Below are 7407 nucleotides of genomic sequence, written 5' to 3' on the forward strand. Positions count from 1 at the left end.
GCGGGCGACGGCCAGCGCGCGCCACCAGGGCGGCAGCGACGAGCCCTTTAACTCCAGCATGATGACGCTGGCCGATTTCACCGCATTCTGGGCATCGCCGGTGGAGCCGCGCACCGATTGCGCGTTGGCCGTCTGAGGGAGGGTCCCGAGGCCGAAAACCGCAAGCCCCAACCCCGCCGTTAGCATTATTTTGGCGGCTTTCTGCGCGAACCCCATACCCATTCCCCGATACATCCTCTTGCGTGAAGGCCGTTTGACGCCTATGTGCCTTGCTGACCTTCGTCGAAACCAGCGGAAGACCCATGCCTGTTTGCACCCTATCAGACCGTGCTCTGATTGTCGTCACCGGCTCCGAGCGGGTCAGCTTTCTCAATGGCTTATTGACCAATAGCCTCGCTGCGGTCGAACGGGGGGAGGCGGTTTATGCCTGCCTGCTGACGCCGCAGGGTAAATTCCTGTTCGATTTCTTCGTGCGGGCTGATGGAGATCGCCTGCTGCTCGAGGTCGATGCCGCGCGCCGGGCCGACTGCCTGCGCCGCCTCTCGCTCTACAAGCTGCGCGCCGACGTGAGCCTTGCGGTGGACGATGGCTACCGTGTGTTGGCGGGCTTCGGCACGCCAGCCCCAACGGGGGGCATCGCCTTTGCCGATCCGCGTCATTCCAAGCTCGGCTGGCGGGCGTGGTGGCCGGTGGCAACCCCGCTGCCAGCGGGTGTTGATGCCCCCTTTGCCCCTGGCGCGACGCCCTGGCTCGATCTCGCGCTGACCGCTGCGAATGCCGTGGCGGTGCTGGCGGGTGGGGACGCCCCCAATCCCATCGGGGGCGGTGCGGTTTCGGTTCCTGCGGCCGAAGCCTATCATCGCCACCGCATCACCCTCGGCGTGCCCGACGGCGGGATCGATCTTGAGCCGGAGCGCTCGATCTTGCTGGAATTCAACCTCGATAGTCTGAACGCTATCGATTTCCAGAAGGGCTGCTACATCGGCCAGGAACTCACCGCCCGCACCAAATATCGCGCCGTGCTGAAGCGCAAGGCCCAGCCGGTCCGCCTCGACGGCCCTGTGCCGCCGCCGGGTACGCCGATTCTGGCGAACGGTAAGGAGGCGGGCGAGTTGCGCTCTGCCGTTCCGGGCCTTGGCCTCGCCCTGATCCGTCTGGACGCCGACCCGGCCCAGGACTGGATGGCGGATGGAACGCGGGTGATGCGGCTTGCCTAATGGCTGAGCTTCAGCCCGATAATCCCGACGACGATCAACCCGACGCAGAGAAGTTTTACCAGCGTCGCGGGCTCGCCCAGCAGGGCGATGCCTAAGATCACCGTGCCCACTGTGCCGATGCCGGTCCAAACCGCGTAGCCGGTGCCGACGGGTAGGGTTTTCAGCGCCAGGCCGAGAAAGCCGACGCTGAGGATCATGCTGACGCCGGTGGCGACGCTCGGCCATAGGCGCGAGAAGCCGTCGGTATATTTCAGACCGATGGCCCAGCCGATCTCCAACAGGCCTGCAATGAAAAGATAGATCCACGCCATCGGCTTTAGGCTCCTGAGATTTCTCTCAGCCAATCAACCCGAGCGGCTCGAACGGGTCAAGAGCGGGGAGAGTTTGGCTGAGCCCCCAGGTTTCCTTAGCGAGGCTGGCGATATAGCGCTGCATCGGCAGGCTATGGATCAAATCGCCCGCCTGAAGCTTGGTGAGATCGGGCGCGGTGCCGATCATGCCGCCTTTCACCTTGCCGCCTAAAACGAAATGGGGCGCGGCAGTGCCGTGGTCGGTTCCGGCGCTTTTATTCTCCCCGGCCCGGCGACCGAATTCCGAATAGGTAGCGATGACGAGCCGGTCCCACACGCCCTGCTCCTTGGCGAAGGCGCGTAGGGCGGCAAGCCCGGCGGCAAGCTCGCCCAACAACCGCGCGTGGGTGCCGAGTTGGTTCACATGAGTGTCGAACCCGCCGTGGCTGAGCTTCGCCACTTCGATTTTGCTATCGGCGGCGAGCAAGCGGGCCAGTTCGGCGCATTGCTTGCCGAAAGCATGCTGCGGGAAGGCGGCGAGCCGCTTTTCCAAAGCCTCATTGCCCTCGATGCGCTTCAAGTCGGCGGCGACTTTCTGCGCGACCGTTCCGGCGACGGCTTGCGTGCTGAGCAGATGCTGCAAGGCCGGGGTTTCCGCTGGGGCCTCGGCGGGGGCCGGCAGGGAGAGGCCGCGCCGGGTAAAATTCTTCACCGAATCCATCACCACGAACCGCCGGCTCGCAACGCCGCTTTCGGCGGGGGCGGGCAGCAGCGGGCCGAGCACGGGCCGCCCGAAGATCACCCCCTCGGCGGAGGTTTCGGCGGGCGGGCGCTGGGCGGCGAACAGGCGCGACACCCAGCCTTCCGGCACCACCTCGTCGGAGCCCGAGGCCGCGTCCCAAATTTCAATCGAGCGGAAGTGCGAATGGTTCGGGCGCTCATAGCCGATGGATTGCACTACGGCCATTTCGCCCGCCTCCCACATCGACACCATCGGCGTCAGCGCGCTATGCAGGGCGGCGGTATCGTTGAGCATCACCAGTTGGTCGACCGGCAGCCCCAGGGTGGGGCGCAGAGCGCGATAGGCATCGTCGCGGAAGGGCACGAGCGTGTTCAGCCCATCGTTGCCGCCTTGAAGCTCGATGAGGATCAACATCCGGTCCCAACGGGGGGCAGCCGCGAGGCTGAGGCGGGGAATGAGAAAGCCGCAGGGCAGAATCATCGGGGCAATCGCCGCCGAGAGGCCGCGCAGCAGGCGACGACGACTGGGGTCGGTTTCCCGGGACGTTAGGTTCACCATAGAAACCTCCTATTTGACCTGATAGGCCGGATCGCGCAGCAGCGCGTCGAGATCGGGGGCGATGCTATTGGCGGGCAGTGGCGCGACCGGGGCGGCGGGCGGGTTCTGCCGGGGCGGCAGCGCCAGCAAGGTCACGCTGAGGGGGGCTTGCGGGGCCACGGCGCGCAAACCATCGGCGGAGAGCGATTGGCCGCGCACCAACCGGTCGATCACTTCGCGCCGTTGCAGCAGCGTATCGGTATTGATCCAGGCCGTGCCGCCGGGCCAGCCACGCACAGTGGGCGGCTCGAACAGATCTTGCCCGAGGCGGCGCACTTGCTCGGCGGCTTGATCGGGGGGCAGGTTTTGCAAATTCAGCCGGTGCAGCGTGCCGACGACGAGATCGACGGGCGATTTCGTCAAGCGCCCCCGGTTTTCCGGCGACCAGAAGGCATCGGATTCGAGTAATGCCGCCAGCGCCCGATCGATCCGCCAATCGCCCGCAAACTGCCGTTCGATCGGGGCGAGGGTGGCGGCGTCGGGCGTATCCGACACGAACTCCAGCCAGAGTTTGTTTAAGATGAATTTCGCCGTTTGCGGGTCGTCCAGCACCAGATCGAGCACGTCTTGCCCGTCGAAGGGGCCGGATTTGGCGAAGATCATCTTCACGTCCGGGTCAATCGCGCCGGGGTTCAGCTTGAAGCGCCCGGTGGGTTGATCGACGGTCCAACCGGCAAAAGCGCGCGCGGCCTGCTTAATATCGTCTTCGGAGTAATGGCCTTCGCCCAGGGTGAAGAGTTCGAAAAGCTCGCGGGCGAAATTCTCGTTCGGGCCTTGGCGGCGGTTTTGGGTCGTGTCGAGATAGAGCATCATCGCGGGATCGCGGGCAGTCGCCGTCAGCAACCCCCGAAAATCGACCAGTCCCAGCCGCCGGAAAGTGAGGTTCTGCCGCACCAGGGCTTCGGGGTCGCGCACCTTATTGAAGCTGCTGACGAAATGATTGTGCCAGAACAAGACCATCCGTTCGGTGAGCGGCGAGGGGGTGGCGAGCATTTCCTGCATCCACCAGGCCTTCATCGCCTTGCCTTGCGCGCTGATCTTCTCTTCCCACGCCTTGCGCTCGTCGGCGGCCATCTGGCCGATGCGGCTGAAATTGGCGCGGTCCTGGCCGAGGAAATCGGGCAGCGGCGTCACGGGGGTGCGCCGGGTTTCCGCCAGCAAGAGTTCAACCGCTTGAGTTCGGCTTAAGGGCGCAAGGCGGCTGAAATCGGCCGGGGTTGCGCCAAAGCCGACCCGGTCCATCAGGTGCCGGGTTTCGGCGGGATCGAGAGCGAGGGCGGGAAAACTCAGGAGCGGGGCGAGAAGCAAGCCGATCCAGGTTATGCGACGCGGGCGCCGGGAGAAAAGCGATGCCATCGTGCCTCCTGAGGGTCAGGGTTCGCGTTAACGCTTTTTTTACTTCTGAACTATGGCAAGAATCCGCCTAAGTTCGCGATATTTGCATCACAGCCCCCTAAAACACGAAAAGCGGCCGAAGCCGCTTTTCTGAGCGTGCCGAGAAAACTCCGCTTACGCCGAGGTATTCACCTGCGCGCCTGCTTCGCCTTTGGCGACGCCGACCATTGCCGGGCGCAGCAAGCGGTCGTGGATGCGGTAGCCCGATTGCAGCACTTGCACCACGGTTCCCGTCGGCTGGCCGGTATTGGGGACTTCGAAGACGGCTTCGTGCAGGTTCGGATCGAAAATTTGGCCCATCGGCTCGATCCGCGTCAGGCTCCGGCGCTCGAAAATGGCGAGAAGTTCGCGTTCGGTCGCCTCGACGCCGGTGACGAGCGCTTTCACGGTTTCATCTTCCGACGGCGGCACGGCATCGAGCGCGCGGCGCAGATTGTCGGCGACCGACAGAAGATCGCGCGCAAAGCCCGATACGGCGTATTTCGACGCGTCTTCGCGGTCGCGTTCGGCCCGGCGGCGGGTGTTTTCCGCCTCGGCCAATGCGCGCAGGGCTTGATCCTTATAATTCGCAACTTCGGCTTGAAGCGCGACGATCACCTCGAACGGATCGGGTTGCGGCTGAGCTTGCGCCGCCGTTTCTTCCGTTCCGGTTTCCGGGGTCTGTTGAGCTTCGGACATAGGATACTCCTGGTAAACAAAAGTGCGTGTTATAGCAAATCCCGAGCCCGTGGGGACACGGGCGACGACGCATTTGCGTCAAAGATACCAAGCGTTAGCGCCATCGGTGCTAACGCAAAATTCGGCCAATTAGCTTGGCAGTATAATCGACCATCGGGATGATCCGGGCGTAATTCAGCCGGGTGGGGCCGATCACGCCGATCGCGCCGATGATCTGGTCGCGGGCGTTTGTATAGGGTGCGAGCACGACCGAGCAACCGGCTTGCGCGAAAAGCGGGTTTTCCGCGCCGATATAAATCTGCACACCCTCGGCGGCATTGGCGGCTTCGAGCAGCCGCAACGCCCCTTCCCGCGCTTCAAGCGCCTGGAAAAGGCCGCGAATCCGCTCCAAATCGCCCAACGCCGTCACATCTTCGAGCAAATGGGCCTGACCGCGTACAATCAGATAGCCATCATGGCGATCCGCCTCGCTTTCGGCCCAAACCGCCAACCCCTGTTCGACCAACCGACTGGTGAGGCTGTCGAGATCGGCGCGTTGGGCCGTCATTTCCGCCGTCACCACCGCGCGGGTTTCGGCGAGCGTTTGGCCGGTGAGGCGGGCGTTCAGATAATTGCTGGCCGTTGTGAGCGCCGACGGCGGCAGGCCGAGCGGCAGATCGAGCACGCGGTTTTCCACCTGCCCATCGGTGCTGACCATCACCACCAGCGCCCGATTGGGGCCGAGCGCGATGAATTCGATTTGCCGCAGCGCGCCTTCGCGCTTGGGCGCCATAACAAGGCCCGCGCAGCCCGACAGGCCGGAGAGGGCGGATGAGGCTTCTTCCAGCACCTGTTCCAACGAGCGCCCGCGCACGGCGCATTGGGCATCGAGCGCCTGACGCTCCTGGGCGCTGATCGCGCCGATTTCCAGCAAGCCATCGACGAACAGCCGCAACCCCGCCTCGGTAGGCACCCGCCCGGCGGAGGTATGGGGCGCGAACAGCAGGCCAACCTCTTCCAAATCGGCCATGACATTGCGAATGGTGGCGGGCGACAGGGTGGTTCCCAGACGGCGCGAGAGGGTGCGGCTGCCGATTGGCTCCCCGGTTTCCACATAGGCATCGACGATATGCCGGAAAATCTCGCGGGATCGGTCGTTCAGTTCCGAAATAACCGATACCATGCCGATGGGGGCTCCCTTCTGGTGCGTAACAAAACCTGAGTTAAATTTAGGAAGCACGGGGCGGAACGTCAATCATTCGGGGCTCGGCTTTCCGCGTCGGGCCAGCGGATGATGCGCGGCGACCATCGCTTTCAGGCGCGGCGCGGCGACATGGGTGTAAATCTGCGTCGTGGCGATATCGGCATGCCCCAGCAGCATCTGCACCGAGCGCAAATCGGCCTCGCCTTCCACCAGATGCGTGGCGAAACTATGCCGGAGCACGTGGGCGGAAACCCGTTTCGGGTCGATCCCCGCCGTCACCGCCAACTGCTTCAGCGTCGATGTGACCCAAAAGCGCGTGATCGGCTTGGTCGAGCCCGCTTCTGGGAACAGATAGGGCGAGGTTTGCTTGTCGGCTAAGAACTGGTCGCGCAGCGGCAAATAAAGCGCCAGCGCGGTTTGCGCCGCTGGCGTGAGCGGCACCAGCCGGTCTTTCTCCCCCTTACCGCGCACAGTGATGGCGTCGGGCGGCGGGGCAGTGCCGCGCGTGCGGAAGGGGGCGAGGGGTAGGAAGCAGAGTTCGCTGACGCGCAGGCCCAAGCCGTAGATGAGTTCGATGATGAGCTTGAGGCGGGTCGCGCCCGGTTCATCGCGGGTGGCAGCGGCGGTCAGCAGCGCGTCGATTTCGGCTTCGGAGAGCAGTTTGGGCAGGGGACGGCCCAGGCGCGGCATCTCCAGCCCGGCGGAAGGATCGTCGCCCCGGCGGTCGTCGAGATAGAGAAAGCGATAGAATTGCCGCAAAGCCGCCCGTCGCCGGGCTGCCGTGCGCGGCGAATAGCCCTCGACCCCCAACTGCTGCACATAGGCCCCGAGATCGGCGGCACTGGCGCGGGCAAGGTCGGTCTGGCGCAGGGCAAGAAACCGCCCGGTCGCCGATAGATCGTCGCGGTAGGCCTTTAGGGAGTTGGCCGAGAGGCCGCGTTCGGCCATCAGCATTTCGAAAAAAGCGTCGAGATGCGGATCGATACTCATAGCCCGGCCTGGATCAGGCTTTCGAGCGCCAGCGCCCGCGCGCTTTCCTCCAGCCCGGCATAGCGTAACGCCGAAATCAGCGCGCCTAAGTGCAACGCTTCGCCGGGGCCGGGGGTGCGCCCGTCCGAGAGGATTAGGCTGAGGATGGCGACTTCACCGACGCGGCCCGCAAGCCCCGCCGCGCGCAGGCGCAGCCAGCCGGCGGCATCGTCGAAAGCCTCGCCACTGCGATTGGTCGGGGTTGCCAGAAAATCCCAGGCGAAGGGCGGCAGCGGCTCTTCCAGCCCGTCGAAGGCGGCGAAGACCAGGGCGACC

Annotated in this window: 9 protein-coding genes; 1 reads left to right on the forward strand and 8 read right to left on the reverse strand. The window is 64.6% G+C overall.

What is annotated here, in order from left to right:
- Positions 1–222 (reverse strand): hypothetical protein (locus VZ95_RS06200; RefSeq protein ID WP_156995108.1); only part of this gene is annotated, 222 nt, incomplete at its 3' end.
- A gap of 80 nt (positions 223–302) precedes the next feature.
- On the opposite strand from VZ95_RS06200, the gene ygfZ reads away from it, so the two are divergent.
- Entirely contained in the window at positions 303–1217 is a 915-nt protein-coding gene (gene ygfZ / locus VZ95_RS06205) for a CAF17-like 4Fe-4S cluster assembly/insertion protein YgfZ (protein WP_045775085.1), read from the forward strand.
- Here ygfZ and sugE read toward each other — a convergent pair.
- The 7 genes from sugE to VZ95_RS25205 form a co-directional block, all read right to left on the reverse strand.
- Positions 1214–1528: a quaternary ammonium compound efflux SMR transporter SugE gene (sugE, locus tag VZ95_RS06210; protein WP_045775086.1), complete on the reverse strand. Its 315-nt coding sequence runs from the start codon at positions 1526–1528 to the stop codon at positions 1214–1216. The two genes, ygfZ and sugE, sit on opposite strands and share 4 nt — an antisense overlap.
- Positions 1529–1553: 25 nt before the next feature.
- Positions 1554–2807: a DUF1501 domain-containing protein gene (locus tag VZ95_RS06215; protein ID WP_052711536.1), complete on the reverse strand. Its 1254-nt coding sequence runs from the start codon at positions 2805–2807 to the stop codon at positions 1554–1556.
- A gap of 9 nt (positions 2808–2816) precedes the next feature.
- A complete protein-coding gene (locus VZ95_RS06220; protein WP_045775087.1) occupies positions 2817–4202 on the reverse strand; it encodes a DUF1800 domain-containing protein in 1386 nt (461 codons plus the stop codon).
- 153 nt (positions 4203–4355) lie between these two features.
- Positions 4356–4919, reverse strand: a complete 564-nt coding sequence (grpE, locus tag VZ95_RS06225; RefSeq protein WP_045775088.1) for a nucleotide exchange factor GrpE — start codon at positions 4917–4919, stop codon at positions 4356–4358.
- Positions 4920–5028: 109 nt separating this feature from the next.
- Positions 5029–6081 (reverse strand): heat-inducible transcriptional repressor HrcA, encoded by a 1053-nt coding sequence (gene hrcA, locus VZ95_RS06230; protein ID WP_045775089.1) that lies wholly within the window; start codon positions 6079–6081, stop codon positions 5029–5031.
- A 72-nt stretch (positions 6082–6153) separates the two neighbouring features.
- Entirely contained in the window at positions 6154–7092 is a 939-nt protein-coding gene (locus VZ95_RS06235) for a tyrosine recombinase (protein WP_045775090.1), read from the reverse strand.
- The coding region (locus VZ95_RS25205) for a hypothetical protein (RefSeq protein ID WP_045775091.1) at positions 7089–7407 on the reverse strand (319 nt) is incomplete at its 5' end. The genes VZ95_RS06235 and VZ95_RS25205, both read right to left, overlap by 4 nt.

Source organism: Elstera litoralis, assembly GCF_000963705.1.
Lineage (GTDB): Bacteria > Pseudomonadota > Alphaproteobacteria > Elsterales > Elsteraceae > Elstera > Elstera litoralis.

Excerpts from the sequence above, each read along its gene's own strand:
- VZ95_RS06235 (WP_045775090.1), bottom strand. The coding sequence starts at position 7,092 with ATGAGTATCGATCCGCATCTCGACGCTTTTTTCGAAATGCTGATGGCC.
- grpE (WP_045775088.1), bottom strand. The coding sequence starts at position 4,919 with ATGTCCGAAGCTCAACAGACCCCGGAAACCGGAACGGAAGAAACGGCG.
- hrcA (WP_045775089.1), bottom strand. The coding sequence starts at position 6,081 with ATGGTATCGGTTATTTCGGAACTGAACGACCGATCCCGCGAGATTTTC.
- VZ95_RS06220 (WP_045775087.1), bottom strand. The coding sequence starts at position 4,202 with ATGGCATCGCTTTTCTCCCGGCGCCCGCGTCGCATAACCTGGATCGGC.
- sugE (WP_045775086.1), bottom strand. The coding sequence starts at position 1,528 with ATGGCGTGGATCTATCTTTTCATTGCAGGCCTGTTGGAGATCGGCTGG.
- ygfZ (WP_045775085.1), top strand. The coding sequence starts at position 303 with ATGCCTGTTTGCACCCTATCAGACCGTGCTCTGATTGTCGTCACCGGC.
- VZ95_RS06215 (WP_052711536.1), bottom strand. The coding sequence starts at position 2,807 with ATGGTGAACCTAACGTCCCGGGAAACCGACCCCAGTCGTCGTCGCCTG.